9 protein-coding genes are annotated in these 17,645 nt (G+C 44.8%); 7 read left to right on the top strand and 2 right to left on the bottom strand.

All coding sequences use genetic code 11. From position 1 onward, the window contains the following. The first annotated feature begins 169 nt into the window (after positions 1–169). From map to QT998_RS07545, 5 genes are all read left to right on the top strand, one after another. Positions 170–997 carry a type I methionyl aminopeptidase gene (gene map, locus QT998_RS07565; RefSeq protein WP_194011501.1) on the top strand — a complete coding sequence of 276 codons (828 nt, stop codon included), beginning with the start codon at positions 170–172 and terminating at the stop codon, positions 995–997. Positions 998–1,388: 391 nt separating this feature from the next. After that, positions 1,389–2,081, top strand: a complete 693-nt coding sequence (locus QT998_RS07560) for a response regulator transcription factor (RefSeq protein WP_194011497.1) — start codon at positions 1,389–1,391, stop codon at positions 2,079–2,081. A 515-nt stretch (positions 2,082–2,596) separates the two neighbouring features. Next, positions 2,597–2,902: a hypothetical protein gene (locus QT998_RS07555; protein ID WP_333092273.1), complete on the top strand. Its 306-nt coding sequence runs from the start codon at positions 2,597–2,599 to the stop codon at positions 2,900–2,902. A 494-nt stretch (positions 2,903–3,396) separates the two neighbouring features. Continuing rightward, entirely contained in the window at positions 3,397–8,583 is a 5,187-nt protein-coding gene (locus tag QT998_RS07550; protein ID WP_333116115.1) for a WD40 repeat domain-containing protein, read from the top strand. Between the two features lie 217 nt (positions 8,584–8,800). Then, entirely contained in the window at positions 8,801–11,068 is a 2,268-nt protein-coding gene (locus tag QT998_RS07545; RefSeq protein WP_333116112.1) for an FdhF/YdeP family oxidoreductase, read from the top strand. A gap of 282 nt (positions 11,069–11,350) precedes the next feature. Here QT998_RS07545 and QT998_RS07540 read toward each other — a convergent pair whose 3' ends face one another. Next, on the bottom strand, positions 11,351–12,589 hold the full coding sequence (locus QT998_RS07540) for a glycosyltransferase (RefSeq protein WP_333092269.1): 1,239 nt from the start codon (positions 12,587–12,589) through the stop codon (positions 11,351–11,353). 130 nt (positions 12,590–12,719) lie between these two features. Here QT998_RS07540 and QT998_RS07535 point away from each other — a divergent pair, with 130 nt between their 5' ends. Together QT998_RS07535 and QT998_RS07530 are read left to right on the top strand one after the other, a co-directional pair. Further along, positions 12,720–12,917, top strand: coding sequence for a hypothetical protein (locus QT998_RS07535; protein ID WP_333116111.1), 198 nt, complete (start codon positions 12,720–12,722; stop codon positions 12,915–12,917). A 391-nt stretch (positions 12,918–13,308) separates the two neighbouring features. Then, positions 13,309–15,831: a protein kinase domain-containing protein gene (locus QT998_RS07530; protein WP_333092268.1), complete on the top strand. Its 2,523-nt coding sequence runs from the start codon at positions 13,309–13,311 to the stop codon at positions 15,829–15,831. 227 nt (positions 15,832–16,058) lie between these two features. On the opposite strand, the gene QT998_RS07525 is transcribed toward QT998_RS07530, so the two are convergent. Continuing rightward, positions 16,059–17,543, bottom strand: coding sequence for a hypothetical protein (locus QT998_RS07525; protein WP_333116109.1), 1,485 nt, complete (start codon positions 17,541–17,543; stop codon positions 16,059–16,061). Between the last annotated feature and the right edge of the window lie 102 nt (positions 17,544–17,645).

Here is a 17,645-nt window from a genome sequence, read left to right as displayed (position 1 = left end):
CCATATCCCCCTTTCCCGTGCCGATTACCAAGAAAAATATTAAACTAGCTGAAAGGACGAGCGATCGACAGTTCGGAACAAGACACCGGTGTTTCCCCAAAAAACCGGACATTTACCGTTTTTTGCTTTAACCTGCCTTTCAACTACAAAATTACCTGACATTCAATACATGAATATTTTTAGCAGTCTGCTTTCCGCGCCAACTAAACAACCCCAAGTCACAAAACAGCGTCGAGGCATTGAAATTAAGTCGGAACGCGAAATCGAAATAATGCGGCAGGCGGCGAAAATTGTCGCAACCGTACTGAAAGAAATTTCGCAAATTGTGAAACCGGGAATGACTACTGCTGATTTGGATGTTTATGCCGAAAAACGCATCCGAGAAATGGGTGCAACTCCCAGTTTTAAAGGCTATCACGGTTTCACCGGCTCGATTTGCTCCAGCATTAATAACGAAGTTGTTCACGGCATCCCCAGCCGCAAAAAAGTAATTCGTGCCGGAGATGTTCTGAAAGTAGATACGGGAGCATATTACCAAGGTTTTCACGGCGATTCTTGCATCACGATCGCAGTTGTGGAGGTGACACCGGAATCTGCAAAATTAATTAGAGTCGCAGAAGAAGCTCTCTATAAAGGTATCGAACAAGTGAAGGCTGGAGCTTATTTGCTCGATCTCGCCGGTGCGATCGAAGATCATGTCAAAAGCAACGGTTTTAGTATCGTTGAGGAGTTTACCGGCCACGGTGTCGGGCGCAATTTGCACGAGGAACCGTCGGTTTTCAATTTCCGCACTCGCGAAATGCCGAATGTGAAATTGCGATCGGGTATGACATTGGCGATCGAGCCAATTCTGAATGCGGGTTCTAAGTACACTCGGACGCTGGCTGACAAGTGGACTGCTGTAACGGTGGATAATGCTATGTCGGCTCAGTTTGAGCATACTGTGTTGGTGACGGACACCGGTTATGAAATTTTGACCGATCGTTCAAAAGTTTAAGTCGGAATAGTTCAAGAATAGACAAGATTGTAAAAGTCCTTTTCATCAACTTTTAGGGCGCAAAGCGGATCTTCGTCCCACAAGAAAAAAAGATTTTTGTGGGATGAGTTTTTAGCTGATCTGGGATCGATTAACCGCAATACTAATATTAGTTCGTAGTGCGGACTTAAGTTCGCACTACAAACCAAGCGTTTTTGCGGTTAATTGAGCGGATATGATATTATAGCCACTCCTAACTATTTTGGTAATCTTGTCTGTTGCAGCAAAACAAAACTCAAAACTCTTGAGTTGAACCACAATTTTTTGAATTGCTTCTATAGATGGAGTGACAATAATAGTTAAATTCAGCTAAGTTGACAGATAATAGCGATCAAACGTAAGGGTAACGGATATGTCAGCACGATTATTATTGGTAGATGATGAACCGGGCTTGCGGGAAGCGGTACAAGCTTATTTGGAAGATAGCAATTTTTCGGTTGAGGTTGCCAGTAATGCTCGGGATGGGTGGGAACTCTTGCAGCAGCACAATCCTGATTTGGTGATTTCAGACATCATGATGCCGCAGGTGGACGGCTATCAGTTTCTCAAGCAAGTGCGGGAAGATCCTCGTTATAAGGCTTTGCCGGTGGTGTTTTTGACGGCTAAGGGGATGACGGGCGATCGCATTCAAGGCTATCAAGCCGGCTGCGATGCTTATCTTTCTAAACCCTTCGATCCCGACGAATTAGTAGCAATTGTCACCAATTTGTTAGCGCGCCGCGCGGCTGCTAAGGAGACAGGCGAAAATGCTGAAAGTCCTGATATTGCTGCTTTGGCTAGCCAAATGGCGAGAATTGAGTCTTTGTTGAGCGGGCGAAGTTCGATCGTCCAAAGTGCTTCGCCGATTAAAATTGATTTGACTCCGCGAGAGCAAAGTGTTTTGGATTTGGTTGCTCAAGGTTTGATGAATAAAGAAATTGCTCGCCGTTTGGAAACTAGCGTGCGGAATGTGGAAAAGTACGTCAGCCGCTTGTTTAGCAAGACTGGTACTAACAGCCGTACTGAGTTGGTTCGCTACGCGCTCGAACACGGCTTGACTAAGTAGGATTCCTCTCGACTTTGCTTAGGGCTCTTCCTCCCCGATCTGCGTTACCAGGCTCTTCCTGGTAACGAGAATGCTGCAAAAAATTAAAAATGTTAAGATATAATTATTGACACATCTGCGGTGGGTATGGTATAGCAAATCAGCTAGCAGGCGGAAGCGCGGGGCTGCGATCAAACTTCTCACCGTTTTGACTCTGGGATTGACACTGGCGATCGAGCTCGGGAATTACTTAATTGGCAAACCTGACTGTTTAAGAGTTTTTACGTAGTAAACAGAAGTAGGAACCCTTGACAAAATACCCTCAGCCTCCGCCCGTGCAAACTTCGCGCGAAGTTTCAAAGCTCGAATTATATTTTATCTGACAACAAACTACTATTCATTAATAACAGGGATCTAAAGTAGTGGCGGATGTTGAATTTAGAGGAGAAAAATTTAGTTGATACCAGGAGGATCTCATGCGGAAAATTACGGCGCGACAAAGGATAAGTGCAATGATCGCACTGCCGATCGCACTAATGGCTAATACAAATCAAGCTTTGGCCGCCGATACTGTTCAGAAAATCGATCCAATTAAAGAAGTTTCAAGTTTTGGCGACGAGCTAGATTTTGAGATGGCGCTACCAACAACAATCGCCATTGAAGAAAGCGAGGATTGGGATCAACCTGATTTTTCAGCTACTAACTTAGATATGGAGATTACTAAATTTATGACAGAAAATCTGCCACTTATAACTATTGAGGAGCCGCCAGCCGTAGTTTATCTCAGTGCGGCCAGGGGTCAGTCCACCAGACAATGCCGGATTTCCGGGATATGTGAATGATTGAGTCAGATTTGTGCGGTTTGTGCGATCGGCTTTTCCAATAGGTATAATTCTCGCTGTGCGAGGGTAAAACAATCAGTAAAATCCAGCAGATTTTCCTGAACTTATGCGAATAACAGAGTATGTATTTTTTCGGGTATGCTTTAACTATATCTAGTAAAACAATCGGACAGTTTCAAGGCTTGGGCGTGGGGAGCTAGAAACTCGGTTTTTACGAGTTTTGGAAAAACGAGAAATATAAGAAGAAACCGGGTTTCTGAGTTTAGCACATTTGGTTCGTAGTGCGGACTTAATTCCGCACTACGAACGGTTTTGGATTTCTGAGGTTAGTCTGCGTGCACGATGACATAGATCGGGCTAGTTTTGTAGCAACAAACTCGCTTGTATCAAAGTGATATCCATGCTTAAAAACCCGATAATCCGTAAGGTGCTAAAATCCGTTCCCGAACTTTCTTCTTTCTAGAGCATCTATTCCATCATAATTTTCAAAGACTATGATTAACTCGCACTGCAGCCAAGACACCGCAGCACAGCAAAACAAAAGTTCGCTGCAAACTCTCTCTCGCACTCTGTCGATGTCTCAGGGACAATTTTCGCTGATTTTAGTGCGGTGCAATTATAGTGCCATGAAAGAAGAAACTCTACGGCTATTGCGAGAGGAGTCTGGGATTGAGATTCGAGAAATTGTCCTCCCGGCATCTGTTAAAACTCTTTACACGACGATAGAAACCGAACTTGACGGTAGCAGGCCGCCAGCTTTAATGGTGTTTGGATTGGAGTCGGTAAGTGCGATCGATCGCGTGCTGACTTCTACCAACTACGTCAGGGAAGAATTTCGCAATAACTTTCCCTTCCCCATAGTGCTGTGGGTGACAGACAAAATACTCAAAAAAATGATTCGGTTAGTAACAGATATCGAGACTTGGACGACAACAGTAGAATTTGTGCAAGGCCCAGACGAATTGGTAGATTTTCTGGCAAAAAGTGCCGATCGCATTTTTGCCAGCATTTTAGAAACTGGCAATTGGCGCTTAAGTAATTGTGCCATTCTCGGAGCCAATTCTTTGACAGAACTAGAGTCAGCCAGCCAAGACTTGCAAACTTGCAACATCAGATTAGAACCGGCCATCGAAGCAAATTTGCAATTTATTCGCGCCAGAGAAGAATATGCTTGTCACCGCATCGATGCAGCCATTAAATTGTATCAAAAAAGTCTCGATTTTTGGAAATATCAAGTAGCATTCTTGGGGACGCAAACAGAATTTAGCGAATTATTATTTACCGCTCACCCCGCACCGGTTTTAGAAGGAATTCTGCTATTCCACATCGGTCTTTGCTACCGCTTCCAAGCAGAAAAGAACCGCAGCGATAACCGTCCTTACTGGACAGAAGCTAAGAATTATTTTCAGGAATGTATTAATGTTTTAGAACGCGCGGGACAGTGGGATGCTGTTGGTACATTCATCAATCAACTCGGGGAAGTATTGCAGCATTTAGAAGATTGGGATGCACTCTGGAATTTAGCTATCAAAGCTCGGAGATTACATCAAAATATGAAAAATTCAGCAGTTAATTTAGCTCAAGATTATGGCTTTTTGGCTAGAGTAGCCTTAGAGCAAAAAAACTGGGAAGGGGCGAAAGAATGGGCTTTAATCGCTCTAGATGTTCTGAACTCCAAATTAAAAGCGACGGGACAGGGAATGCCTGTAAAATCGCAGCATAAAGGCTTGTATCTATTAATTTTAGCAGAGGCTCAGAGCGAGTTGGGCGAGATAGAAGAGGCGATCGCCCATTTAGAGTTTGCTCGCTCGGAAACCAAACCTTGCTACAACCCGCAACTGTATTTGCGGGTTTTAGAAATGCTGCGAGTAGTTTATTTTCAGCGGGGAGAATATCTCAAAGCATTTCAAATCAAGCAAGACTATCGAGGAGTAGAACATACCTATCGGTTTCGAGCTTTTATTGGAGCCGGAAAATTGCAGCCGCACAGAGAAGCGATAGATCCCGCCGAAACAGTTACCGCCGCTGCTACCATTGCTGACGAAATAACTGCTTCCGGTAGAGAACAAGACCTCAACCGATTGATATATAGAATGAACAATACACCAGACAAACTGACAGTAATTTACGGTCAGTCTGGAGTCGGAAAAAGTTCAATTATCACAGGGGGATTAGTCCCCGCTCTTAGACAAAAAAAGATAGAAATGCGGACTGTTTTGCCGATCGTCCTGCAGGTTTACAACAACTGGCCCCAGGAATTGACCAGACAGTTATCTGCTGCGAAAGCTGAAATATTCAATCTCGAAAGTTCTGAAGCAGTACCGAGTTCCGCAGAGGTTGATTTGACCCCAGCAGCAGGCGCAGTCAGTACAAATCTTGTTTCGACTGCGGAAAATCTGGAGATAATTAAGGATTTACAGCCTGTAGAAATAATCGTCAAAAAACAGGCGATCGAATACGAAAAAATTATCAAAGAACTGCAAATCAATTCCGAACATCTAGTGACAGTTCTGATATTTGACCAATTTGAAGAATTCTTTTTCGTGTGGAAAGAGCCAACAGAAAGGCAGATATTTTTTGATTTCTTGCGGGAATGTTTGAAAATCAAGTATTTAAAAGTCGTCCTGTCTTTGCGGGAAGATTACCTGCACTATTTGCTGGAATTTTCCCGACCAAAAAACCAAACACAATTCATCAATAATGATATTTTAGCGGACGTTCTTAGCAAAGATATTCTATTTTATTTGGGAAATTTTTCCCTAGCAGATGCGCGCTCGGTAATTTACACTTTAACTGAGCGATCGCAATTTAACTTAGAACCGGAGCTAATCGAAGAATTAGTCAAAGATTTAGCTGGAGAATTGGGAGAAGTCCGCCCGATCGAACTACAACTTGTCGGCGCTCAACTGCAACAAGAAAACATTAGAACTTTAAGCCAATATCAGGAACTAGGTAACAATCCTAAACAAAAATTAGTCGAAAATTTCCTCGAAGAAGTAATCAAAGATTGCGGCCCGGAAAATGAAGGGGCGGTGCGCCGAGTTTTGTATTTCCTTACAGACGAAAATGAGATTCGCCCCCTAAAAACTCGCGCCGAATTAGCCTCCGATTTAGCGACAGTTGCCGAATCTGAAAAGTTAGATTTAGTTTTAGAACTGTTAGTAAAATCCGGCTTAGTGTTTCAGTGGATGGAACTGCCGGCAGAGCTTTATCAACTGGTTCACGACTATTTAGTTAGCTTCATCCGCCAGCAACAGGAATTAGATAACAAGGCAGAATTTGAGGAATTGCGAAAGCAAAACAAAATTAACCGAGATGAAATTGACCAAATTCGCAAAGATAGAGAGCGAGATGCTTTGCTGTCGGAAGCTAGAGATAAACAGCGCCAAGCCCGAGACAAACAGCACGAAGCGGAAGCTCAACTTTACAAAAGTCGGAGATGGCAATTGCGGGTGGCGGTGTTGGGAGTGCTGGTACTCGGAGGAGTTTCGGGGATGGCATTCTATCAAGCAAAATTAGCAGAAAGCGCGCGACAAGAAGCGGAAACAAGTCGGACAGATGCCTTGAATTCGGCATCGGAAGCTTTGGTGGTTTCTAACGATCAAAATCAATTAGCAGTGTTGAAAAACAGTATCAAAATCGGTCGCGGTTCTCAGAAAAGTACAGCGCTACCTGTGGATACTAAAAATCAAATTACTGAGAGGCTCAGACAAGCTGTTTCAGGAGTGCAAGAACGCAATCGTTTCGAGCATCACGATAAGTCTGTTTTGGATGTAAGTGTCAGTCCAGATGGCAATTTTGTTGCTTCGGCAAGTGCTGACAAAACTGTTAAATTGTGGAGCAAAGAAGGTAAGTTATTAAAGACTTTTAAGCACGGCGATATTGTGACGAGTGTGAGTTTTAGCCCGGATGGGAAAACGATCGCGACTGGTAGTGCCGATCGCACAATTAAAATTTGGCAAGTAGATAATGACCAAAGTGCGATCGCTACTTTATCCGGCCACCGCGATATCGTCACCAGCGTTAGCTTCAGCCCCGACGGCAAAACCCTAGCTTCTGCGAGTCACGACAACACCGTAAAAATCTGGAATCTGGGAAACAAAAAATTGCTGCAAACATTGACCGGACACAAAGATTGGGTACTCGGCGTGAGTTTCAGCCCCGACGGCAAAACAATTGCCTCAGCAAGTGCTGACAAAACTATCAAACTTTGGAACCGACAAGGTAAAACCCAGAAATTTCAAATTAATCCCAAAACATTAACCAAACATTCTGACATTGTATACAGCGTTAAATTCAGCCCAAACAATCGAGAACTCGTCTCAGCCAGTGCCGACACCACAGCCAAAATTTGGAACCGAAAGGGTGAGGAAATCACAACTCTCAAAGGACACAACGATGAAGTTCTGAGTGCGAGTTTCAGTAGCGACAGCGAAAAAGTTGTCACCGGCAGCGCCGACGATACGGTAAAAGTTTGGAGTCGCAGCGGCACATTGCTAAGCACTTTTCGAGGAAATAAAGATGATGTAAGGGCAGTAAGTTTCAGTCGCGACGGCACGATTGCCTCCGCAAGTAAGGACAAAATGGTAAAAATTTGGCAACCGGACAGAACTCCGTTGAATCAGATTTTATATGGACACGAAGACTGGGTTTACAAAGTCAGTTTTAGTGCAGATGGCAAAACAATTGTTTCTGCTAGCGGAGACAAGACAGTGAGACTTTGGAACACTGATGGCAGTTTATTAAAAATCTTAAAAGGTCATCAGGATTCTGTAATTTGGACGAGCTTTTCACCGGACAATAAAACTGTTGCTTCTGCCAGCAATGACAAAACGGTGAAAGTTTGGAGTTTAGACGGGAAACTGTTAGATACTTTGAAGCATAACGGCGTTGTTAGAAGCGTGAGTTTTAGTCCAGATGGCAAGATAATTGCCACCGCCAGCGGTGCCGATCGCAAATTGTACCTCTGGCGCTGGAACGGTTCTAAAGCAACTTTGCTGACAAAACTCGATCATACCAATCCAGTAATTAGCGTTAGTTTCAGTCCCGACGGCAAAACTATTGCTACTGCTACGGCTGCTGACAACAAGGAAAGCGGGAAAAACAATGTGGGTGAAATTGCTGCAGAAAAAAAAGTTTACCTCTGGCAATTTAACGGTTCGTCGGCGAAGCGTTTGACAACTCTCAACCACGAAGATACGGTGAGGAATGTGACTTTTAGTCCCGACGGTAAGACGATTGCTGCTGCTTGTGCTGACAAAAAAGTTTATTTGTGGGCGTTTGATGGAACGGCGGCAAATTTAACTGAAAAACTAGACCACAGCGATACTGTGGAAAGTGTTAGTTTCAGTCCAGACGGGAAGTTGATTGCGGCGGCGAGTGCGGGAAATACTGTTAAGCTGTGGAATTTTAACGGTAGGAAAGCGCTGCTATCTAAAACTTTGGAATTGGGCGATCGGGTGTTGAGCGTTACTTTTAGTTCTGATAGCAAAACTCTGGCTTTTGCTAATAGGGATAAGACTATAATTCTCTTACCTTTGCAAAATTTGGAACTGAATAATATTATTGCTCGTAGTTGCGAATGGGTGGGAGATTATTTGCAGAATGACCCGAATGTTACTGAGGGCGATCGAATGCTTTGTCTGGGGTTTGGGAAGCAAGCCTTCAATAAAAAGAAGTAAACCCTCAAGGATTATCCCTCTCGAACTCGATTTTATGCGGATGAAGAAAAAGTTGCTTTCCGATGCTGCAAACCTAGCTTTAAATAGAGATTGAAACATCTATCTGTTGACAGGTTTTTTAAGCTGTAAAATTGCGGTAAAATTTTAGTCATAAATTTAAATTCTTTGGCGGTTCGCCCGTCGCATCAACCCGCAATTCAAACAAAAGGTAAACCGCATGGACACCAACTCCCAAAATATCCAACCCGTTCCGCCCTTCAACGAGAAAAATGAGGAAACACCAGACATTGGTGGCGGTTTACCCGTAATTGAATATTGGGCAGAACATACCTTGTCCCCCGAAGGCCCGAAACTTTGGAAAACTTTGCTTCACAATAGTGCTTGTTTGTCCTGTTCTTGGGGCACTGGCGGGCAGAAAGGAGGCTTTACTAATGAAGAGGGCGAAAAACTTCAGCGCTGCATGAAAAGCGTTGAAGCAATCTCCGCTGAAATTAAACCTGCTGTTAAGACGAGCTATTTTGAACAGCACAATATTGCAGAACTCCAGCAATTAACTTCAATGGAATGTGACAGGCTGGGAAGGCTGAGTTTCCCGATGATTTTGCGCGCTGGTTCGTCTCATTACGATCGCATTTCTTGGGAAGAAGTTTATCAAATTGCCGGGGATGCGTTTCGCAAAACCCCCGAAAGAGTCGCATCTTACAGTTCCGGTCGCTCTTCCAACGAGGCGGCTTTTTTACTGCAATTGATGATGCGGGCGATGGGCTCTAATAACTTAGCAGATTGTTCGGATTTGTGCCACGCTCCCTCAACCACCGGGTTAAGCGAAATGTTTGCTACCCGCACCTCAATAGTGAGTCTAGAAAACTTGAAGCAAGCAGATTGCGTCGTGCTCGCGGGCGCGAATTCTGCCTACAATCATCCCCGCTTCATGAACGAGTTGATTAAAATCCGCGACAAAGGCGGTAAAATAATTATCATCAACCCCGTGATGGAAATCGGGTTAGTCAAATTTGGTTCTCCAGCATTTCCCGTCAAGTCGCTCATCCCCGGTTCCGATATTTCCTCGCTCTACTTGCAACCAATTCCCGGCAGCGACACTGCCTTATTTGTTGGCATTCAAAAATCTGTAATCGAACAAGGATTGCTGGATGAAAAATATTTGCAAGCCCACACCGAAGGCTGGGAAGCAGTAGTGCAGCACGCCCGCGAAACCGACTGGGAAACTATTACTACAACTTGCGGGGTTTCGCAAGCAGAAATTGAGGCAGCCGCCAAAATTATCGGCAATTCAAAGCGAGTTGTATTCGGTTGGGCGATGGGAATTACCCAACAAAAAAACGGCGTAGATAATGTTTTTAGCATCGCCAACACTGCTTTGATGACGGGAAATGTCGGCAAAACAGGGGCGGGATTAATGCCGGTGAGGGGACACTCAAACGTCCAAGGATTCGGCTCTATGGGCGTGACTGTGAATCTTAAAAAAGAAATCCAAGCCGCTCTCGAAAAGTTGTTAGATCGTCCCCTGAGCCGCGTTAAGGGTTACGAAACTCGATCGCTCATTGAAGCAGCAGATGCAGGCAAAGTCGATACGTTAATCTGTCTGGGCGGCAACTTGTACGCAGCCAACCCAGATTCAACTCAAGCAAAACGCGCTTTAGGTAAGATTGAAACTATTATCTACCTCGCAACCAAACCGAATTTAGGGCATTTTAACGGATTGGCAAAGCACAATACAATTGTGATTCCCGTGCTGAATCGCTTTGAAAACCCCCACAAAACAACGGTAGAATCTGGTAATAACTTTGTGCGTTTCAATGATGAAGGCGAAACTCACCTCAAAGAGGCTGACTTAATTCCAGAAGTGCATTTTTTGACCGAATTGGCGAGCAGAATTCACGGCAGTTATCCAGTAAACTGGCGCCAACTGCAAGATACGCGATACATTCGACAATTGATTGCTAAAACAATTCCCGGCTATGAAAAAATGGCCACAATTGATGATACAAAAGAGGAATTTACCATCAGCGAGCGGATTTTTATGGAACCTAAATTCCCCACTGATTCCGGCAAAGCCAAGATGTTTGTCGCGCCTTTACCAGCACTAAAATTACCGGAAATTAAAGATTTTGGTGTATCGGAATCGGTGCGCGGTTTAGTGGTGGCGTTGATGACGGGACGCAGTTATTCTCAGCACAATACTGTGGTTTACAAAATTGATGACAAGTACCGGGGAATGCCGCACCGAAACTGCATTTTGATGAATCGCGAGGATGCAGAAAGCGCGGGTATGCAAGAGCATCAGCGGGTGACGGTGCAGGGAAATGTGGGGAAAATGGAAAATGTTGAGGTGATTTACGGGGCGGTTCGTGCGGGTGCTGCTTTGATGTTTTATCCTGAAGTTAATGTGATTTTTCACCCAGAGATTGAAAAGCGATCGGGCACGCCTGCTTACAAGCGAGTACCTGCTTTGGTATACGCATAAATTTGGGATTAGTAGTAAATGTAGGGTGCGTCAGCTATGATTATTTTCGGAACAAACAATCTCCGACTGATATCAAATCCGGTAGCATCAGAATGATTCAGATATATATTCTCGGACTCTGTGTACTCTGTGTTCTCTGTGGTAAAATCATTCCGATGCAAGCGGAAACGATATGACGCACGCCCGGAATTGATGGTGCGTCAGAATTAGAGTTTTCCGGCACGATCGCAAATCTCGAATTTAACGCACCCTACTAATTTTGGTCAGCTCAAAAATCGGGGATTAATTGTTGATTTGCAAAGCTCTCCCGCGCCAAGTCCATCCCCAACCGGTTTCTGTTTTGATGGCGGAACCGATCGCAATTGCGGCAATTAACGCACCTCCCAAACCTCCCAACCACCAGTATTTCGTCGAACACTCGGAAATTTCGGCACCCAAGCGGCGCAAAGTGTAATGATGCCAAATTACGATTGCCGATAAACAAATAGTTAACAAGGTAATTGGTAATTGGTAATTGGTAATTGGTAATTGGCGATCGGTAATGATGTTAGCAATTTCGCCGTTAACCAGCAAAATACCTAATGCCAACCAGGGCATCGGATAAAGAAAAAACATTATGGCGGCCATGTAAACCATCATGCCCCAATTACGGTTAGCGCCGAGATACAAATTCTTTGTCCAGCCTTCCCACAAGGCGCTCCAAGACCGATACATCCGCACGGATGCCAAATTTGCCCCGGAATAAAGTCCGAGCTTTAAATTCGCACGTTTGATGCGTCTGGCTAATTCCACATCTTCGACAATTTCGCCGGCAACGGCTTCGTGTCCGCCGATTTTTTCGTAGGCCGATCGCCTAAATAGCATAAATGGGCCGCCTGCAAAAGCACTGTCTATTTTTGCAGGATCGTTAACAGCGGTAAAATCGAAGCAAACTGCTAAATGATTGAACATTAATGGCTGTACCAACCATTCGGCAAAACACTCGCAAACCAGGGCTGGCATACAGGTAAACAAGTCTATTTTCTCTGTTTCTGCTGTGGCAATTGCGGTTTCGATCGCCCCCGGTTTGAGCCGCACGTCAGCATCGATAAATAATAGGAAGTCTCCGGTTGCTACCTGAACAGCTTGGGCGCAGACCCAGTTTTTGCCGGCCCAATATTGGTTGGTAGGTCGCGGCTGACCTGCTAATATTTTAAGGCGGGGGTCGTTGAGTTCCTGTTGTAGGGTTTGGGCGATCGACTTAGTGTCGTCTGTCGATCGATCGTCTGCAATCAAAACCTCTAGGTTGTCCTCCGTCAGCGCTGTACTCTCCAAAATGGCGATCGCGCAATCCCGAATATTCTCAGCTTCGTTGTATGCTGGTACGATTACCGAAACTTTGGGGAAGAACCCGGTAGAGGGCTGTAACTGCTGAGCCGAACTGCTGTCAGTGCGAGGCGCATTTTGCACCGATCGGCGCAAATTCTTAGTGTAAGCTCTACTTACAATGAGAGAAAAAATTAACAGGGTTAACAATATCAAAGCGAACTGACCTCAAAATTTCGGTGCACAGTTTGTCTCCTTAAATATTAAAAAATATTAAAACAAAAAGCTAGTCGATCGCCCGGAAAGTTATTTTAGCGACCTCCTTTGCTATAATTTGTGAGCATCTTTGGCTTCGCCCGCAGCAAGGGGTCTTACCCCTCACCCGGTCAGCGACCTAAAAGCCGAGGATAAATATCAGTCAAGAGAGGATATGGCAATGGGCGAATTTCTGACAGTCGATGTGTTGGCGGACACGATAGCGGTACTCGGTGCGTTGGGTTTTTTCTTTTTAGGATATCAAGCTTTGCAGATGTTAAAAAGATAAAGTATAGCCTTTCTGTGCTCTGGTATGAGGTACTATCGGGGATCGGGCATTGGGCATACCTCACTTTTTTGATAACCGCTATATTAGGCAATTTACCATTCGGCGAGCAGTTGCGGTGGAATACAGTTAAATGCTGGTCGGGTGGGCATCGGGCTCGCCAAAAATCTGCAATTTAAATGTAAAATAACTGAGGGACCCAAAAACCGAAGCCCCCGACGCTATGAGTTTGGAAAGCCAACAATTTTAGACTTTTGTTCGAGTTTCCAGATGAATCTGTGAAGTAAATCTCAAATCTCAAATCTCAAATCGACGGACTTACTTACAACTCAAAACTACCGACTGTGAAACTGTTTCTTGCGAAAATCAACCAAAAAAAGGCTGCGTTATAATCATGGTGAGCCAACTTTTAGATGGACGCTATCAAATCATTGAAGTCATAGAAACAGGAGAATTTGGACAAACCTATCTAGCCAAAGATATTCGCCGTCCCGGTGAACCGCAGTGCTTTGTCAAACACCTGCGTCCGGGTACCAAAGAACCGAAATTAATTAATACTACGCGCCGTCTTTTCCAAAAAGAAGCAGAAGTTCTAGAAAAGCTCGGTCAACACGATCAAATTCCTCAGCTATTCGCTTATTTTGAAGAAAATGAAGAATTTTTCTTAGTTGAATCTTTTATTCCTGGTCACTCGCTATCAACGGAGATTGTACCGGGGAAGCCTTTAGCAGAAGAAAAGCTAATTCCTTTGCTGAAAGAACTGTTAGAAATTTTAGTGTTTGTACACGGACAGGGAGTAATTCACCGAGATATTAAACCGGCTAATTTAATCCGCCGCTATTCTGACAATAAGTTAGTGCTGATCGACTTTGGCTCGGTGAAAGAAATTCACATTGCTCAAAGACAAGCGCCGGTAACTGTGCGGATTGGGACGCTGGAATATATGCCGATCGAGCAATTTCAATACAACCCGCAACTCAACAGCGATATCTACGCCTTGGGAATGATTGGTATCCAAGCAATGACGGGTTTGCCGGCTTACGATTTGCCGAAACTGCGGGATTTGAAAAATTCTAATAAAGGCGAAATTGTTTGGCGGCATTTAGCAGTGTGTTCCCAAGCGCTGGCCGATGTTTTGGACAATATGGTGCGCTACGATTATCGGGAACGCTATCAGTCGGCGGCGGAAGCTTTAGCCGATTTGAGGAAAATTGGCGATCGATCGCGCGCGCGGATTCCCAAGCTGACAATATATCGCGAAGAAGTCGATCGGCGCAGCAGCAGCCGGGGTGACATTACAGTTGTCGGGCGGAGAATATTAGAAGAATTGCGCGTCAGTTTGGAATTGCTACCAGACGAAGCAGAGGCGATCGAAGATGAGGTATTGAACCCTTACCGCAAATACAGGCAAAAAGGCGAACGCTACGAACAATCGCTGCATGAAGCAATGCAGCAAGAATATCCCTTTTCTCTGGAAACTCGCGACGAGTTAAAGCGCTTGCAGCAAGTGTTAGGGCTTACCGACGAAGATGCCGCGAGAATCGAAGAATTAGTCGTTCCTAAATCTTTATTCGCTAAATTGTACAAGGCGATCGCCACAGTGTTGGACGGACACCGCAACCCCAACCCGAAAACAGAATTGCAGCCAACTCTGGCGGTATCCCCGGAGGTGGATCTGAACGGAAAAACCGATTTGTCGTTAGCGCAGCCCGCCCCTACGGGGGCTACGCCAACGGAGAGGATCGCGACTCCACCAGCAATTGTCCTCAAAGAACCTCGCAAATTCAATCCTTATCTCGCCGGAGCAACCTTTGCAGCACTCTTAGCGGCGATCGGCGGAATTTACGGATATCTCAAATGGCAAGAAGGCGAGCAAGGATTGCAACAAGAAGCCCAACAACTCAATCAAATTGAATCTCTCTATAAAGCCAGCAATTATGAAGGCTGCATCAACCAAATCCCCACAATTCCCAACACCAACAGCAGCTATGATTCCGCCCAAAAGTTACAGCAACAGTGCCAAGCAGGCCTACGCTGGAAAAACGCCAAAGTAAAAAACTTTGCCCAGCATTCAGATGCCGTCGGGGCAGTTGCTTTCAGTCCAGACGGGTTAATGTTAGCCAGCGGTTCAAAAGACAAAACCGTCCAAATTTGGGATTTAGCTACAGGCAAATCGATCCGCACTTTCGCCGGAGATTCATCCACCATTTGGTCGGTTGCTTTCAACTCAAGCGGTACAAAACTTGCGACAGGAACAGGTTTTTGGAGAGTGATGCTCTGGGATTTGAAAACAGGAGAAGGGACGCGCCTTCTCGACCACACAGCTTCTGTTTGGTCAGTCGCTTTCAGCCCCGACGACAAGCTGATTGCTAGCGGCAGCGGAGACAAAACCACGAAAATTTCGGATGCAGCAACTGGTAGTTTGATCTATAATTTGCCAGACCATACAGATTTTGTTTATTCTGTTGCTTTCACTCCCGATGGCAAAAGTTTAGTTAGCGGTTCTAAGGACAAAAAAATTACAATTGTTGATGTAGCAACGGGCAACTTGATCAAAACTCTTGAGGGACACGGCGACCAAGTGAGGTCAGTTGCTGTCAGCCCGGACGGCAAAACCATTGTGAGCGGTTCCTACGATGAAACTATTAAAATTTGGGATATCGAAACAGGAGATTTAATTCGGTCGATCAAGGGACATTCTGACGATATTGTCTCGGTGGCTATCAGCCCGGACGGAAAGTTTATTGCCAGCGGCAGCAAGGATAAAACTATTAAAATTTGGGACTTTGCTACCGGAGAATTGCTGAATACTTTGACCGGACATACTGATGAGGTTTATGTAGTGGCTTTTAGTCCCGACGGCAAAACTATTGCTAGCGGTTCTAAAGACAATACTATTAAGTTGTGGCTCAGGTAATTTGAAGGAAGAAGGAAGAAGGAAGAAGGAAGAAGGAAGAGGGAAGAAGGAAGAGGGGATCATCTCATTCTACTCGTTACCAGGCTCTGGCCTGGTAATGCAGATCTGGAGGCTCTGCCTCTATTATTTCAAGGGAAGCACAGCCTCTATATCTCAGTTCCCTGGCTGAAGCCAGGGAACCAGTTAAACAGATAATTGCGCTAGCGCTGCTACGGATCGCCTCTCATTTAATTGGAGTAATTAAGCTCATTTTCTAATGATTTGGGAAAGTGCCAAGCAGGTGTTTCTAATTCCTCCTCACTAGGAGAATTTTCAGTTGAGTCCTCTCGGACTTTAAAAAAGTAGTAGAGGTTCGCCACAGTTAAATCAGATATTTCTTGCAAGTTCGAGCCAGCTAAAGCTTGATAGCCAGTGGCGATCGCCCGCTGGCTGACATACAATTCGTATCCCCGGCGGATTTCTGGCTTCACAGCGAAGGCTAATTGGTCACGCAAGGATAGGAAGTGAGACTTGTGCTTTAAATTATCATAAACTGCGGGTTCCGCAGCTAATGCCGCGAATGCAGTGTGTACGTAGGTTTTTAAATCATCACCGCTGAGTCGATCTAAACTAGCTAACTGGTGCTGCTCTTTGGGAGACAAAGTTTGCATCCAATCAACCTCATTTTGCCAAAATTCTATTACACTTAAATCGTGACCCAAAATCCTAGTAACTTCGGGAAATAAAAAATTTAGTTCTGATTCCGATTGACATCCTTTAACAACAGTTAGAAGGTCTAGACGAATTTTTGATTGCAGTCCTAGGAGGCGATCGCTCGCCCTATCATAGGCCCGCTGCAACTCAAACGTGAGCCCGATCGCCTGCTCGATCGCCCAAACACATTCCATTTGCCGGATCTGTCCGGCAGAAGACAGCCCCTCCAACAAACTGGGACGCTCATAAATATTTAAAGCCTCAAACAGCATATCCCGCCCGCCACTAATTTCGGAATTCCGAAGTTTAATATCGGGCAATGTCAAAGCAGACTGACAGCGTTTGACAGCCTTAGAAAAAATATCATAACCGTTAACCAGTTTCTGACGGTGCATTGCAAAATTAGAGTCGTGAGCCACCTGAAAAATCTGCTGGATCACCTCAACTCCCCGCTCCTTGAGGATATGTCTGAGATCGATAAATCCGTCTTTAATTTTTAACTTTTGGTGCTTTGCCTCTTCTCTAATTTTTAATACTTGGTCGAAGTTTACTGCTGACAAAACCGTATTCGAGACAGCCCCAAGACCAATCACAGCAACAGTTGCTTGCATCACCGCCAAATTAATTTTTAGACAGTTAAGCATTCTGTATATTTTTTGAAACCCCTGATGAGTTTGAGCAAGCTGCAACGGTGCCACAGTCACGTACACGGGAGCTACCAGCGGCTGCACGGGCCCGCCTCCGGCTAACTGTGCGAGCAATCCTAAAACTCCGCGATCGGATAGAGTTGCAGTTGTTGATGGATAAAAAACTTTGGCAATCTCGACAAACTCCCCCGTCACCGGATCTCTAGCTGCCGGGAGCAATTTTCCTGTTTTGGCAGCAGGCTGTATCAGGCCGCCAGTATTGAGTCGATCCTGAGTTTCAGGGGTGAACAGATAATCCATATTGTGACACCAGTTTAAAAAAAGAATACAACTGATGAAGCCCGTGTTCCAAACCGTTAGGTCATCTGTCATTCCCCATTTCCAATTCTAAAATCTAAAATATAAAATCTAAAATGGTGTGACTCAGTTTGTATTCAAAAAAGCAGATGTTCTGTATTGTATGCTATTTAGGGA

This window comes from Microcoleus sp. S1D4, from assembly GCF_036700765.1.
Taxonomy (GTDB): Bacteria; Cyanobacteriota; Cyanobacteriia; order Cyanobacteriales; family Microcoleaceae; genus Microcoleus.
The sequence above is the reverse complement of the archived record's forward strand: the minus strand, read 5'-3'. Positions and strand labels throughout refer to the sequence as shown.

Excerpts from the sequence above, each read along its gene's own strand:
- map (WP_194011501.1), top strand. The coding sequence starts at position 170 with ATGAATATTTTTAGCAGTCTGCTTTCCGCGCCAACTAAACAACCCCAA.
- QT998_RS07560 (WP_194011497.1), top strand. The coding sequence starts at position 1,389 with ATGTCAGCACGATTATTATTGGTAGATGATGAACCGGGCTTGCGGGAA.
- QT998_RS07555 (WP_333092273.1), top strand. The coding sequence starts at position 2,597 with ATGGCTAATACAAATCAAGCTTTGGCCGCCGATACTGTTCAGAAAATC.
- QT998_RS07550 (WP_333116115.1), top strand. The coding sequence starts at position 3,397 with ATGATTAACTCGCACTGCAGCCAAGACACCGCAGCACAGCAAAACAAA.
- QT998_RS07545 (WP_333116112.1), top strand. The coding sequence starts at position 8,801 with ATGGACACCAACTCCCAAAATATCCAACCCGTTCCGCCCTTCAACGAG.
- QT998_RS07530 (WP_333092268.1), top strand. The coding sequence starts at position 13,309 with ATGGTGAGCCAACTTTTAGATGGACGCTATCAAATCATTGAAGTCATA.
- QT998_RS07525 (WP_333116109.1), bottom strand. The coding sequence starts at position 17,543 with ATGACAGATGACCTAACGGTTTGGAACACGGGCTTCATCAGTTGTATT.